At 39.6% G+C, this 816-nt stretch carries 3 protein-coding genes; 2 read left to right on the top strand and 1 reads right to left on the bottom strand.

What is annotated here, in order from left to right; all coding sequences use genetic code 11:
* The first annotated feature begins 34 nt into the window (after positions 1–34).
* Entirely contained in the window at positions 35–595 is a 561-nt protein-coding gene (locus tag BW716_RS35050) for a hypothetical protein (protein ID WP_143709239.1), read from the top strand.
* Here the strand turns inward: BW716_RS35050 and BW716_RS39375 are convergent.
* Positions 583–726: a transposase domain-containing protein gene (locus BW716_RS39375; RefSeq protein WP_179091421.1), complete on the bottom strand. Its 144-nt coding sequence runs from the start codon at positions 724–726 to the stop codon at positions 583–585. The two genes, BW716_RS35050 and BW716_RS39375, sit on opposite strands and share 13 nt — an antisense overlap.
* Here BW716_RS39375 and BW716_RS38645 point away from each other — a divergent pair.
* Complete coding sequence (locus tag BW716_RS38645; RefSeq protein WP_255373923.1) at positions 667–795, top strand: hypothetical protein; 129 nt, start codon at positions 667–669, stop codon at positions 793–795. The genes BW716_RS39375 and BW716_RS38645 overlap by 60 nt on opposite strands.
* Positions 796–816: the final 21 nt, after the last annotated feature.

Below are 816 nucleotides of genomic sequence, written 5' to 3'. Positions count from 1 at the left end.
TAAAAGTATAAACAACTTCGTTAAATAAATAGTTATGCCACATTACATTTGCAGCAATCCATTTCTTCGTTTAAATGAAGGTATTGAGACCATGATGTATCATAGTGACAGCCCTCGTTATTTTTCATGTATACAGTCGTTGGATTTAAACAGCAGGATGCCGGTTATGCATGAGACAGGTTTAAATTTAGGTTTTGTTCATGTGACTCCCGACCAGCAGACACGCCTTTATTTCATTATAGTTGACGATAATCTCAACAAAGCCTCTTTACAAAAGATGCAGAAAGTAATGCAGGAACAGGCGCAGTTTTTTATCGATCAGTTTATTGCAGTAAAATATAAAGATAGTGAGGATAAAGGCAAGTGGATGCTCATGCGGGACTACAACTCATTTACTCCCGGATTAAAGATTATTCACTTTAAAATTCATGATACTTTCCTCGTATCATGTGAGCGGGGGCTGCATGGCTGTGCTACTGAAGAAGAGGTGTTTGAGTTCCTGACAGATATTTTGGAGTATCCTGAACAACACGTGGGAAAAGGGAGTTTCAATCTCATCGATCCTGCTAATACACCATCGATTCAGGCACGCTGAGTTTTAGCATAGTCATTTCGCGGTTGGGGCTTCCAGTTCTGTGGCAACAATTCCCATAATTTGCTTTGTTTATGATCACTGATACGCAGCAATACATCATGCAGGTATGCATCGGGGTCTATTCCCTGCAATTTACAGGTTTGTATAAGGCTGTAAATAATAGCTGCGCGCTCTCCATGTTCATGAGACCCGGCAAATAAATAATTAGAATTACCCATTTA

It is taken from the genome of [Flexibacter] sp. ATCC 35208 (assembly GCF_001975825.1).
Taxonomy (GTDB): Bacteria; Bacteroidota; Bacteroidia; order Chitinophagales; family Chitinophagaceae; genus Chitinophaga.
This window is presented reverse-complemented; position numbering and strand designations above follow the sequence as displayed.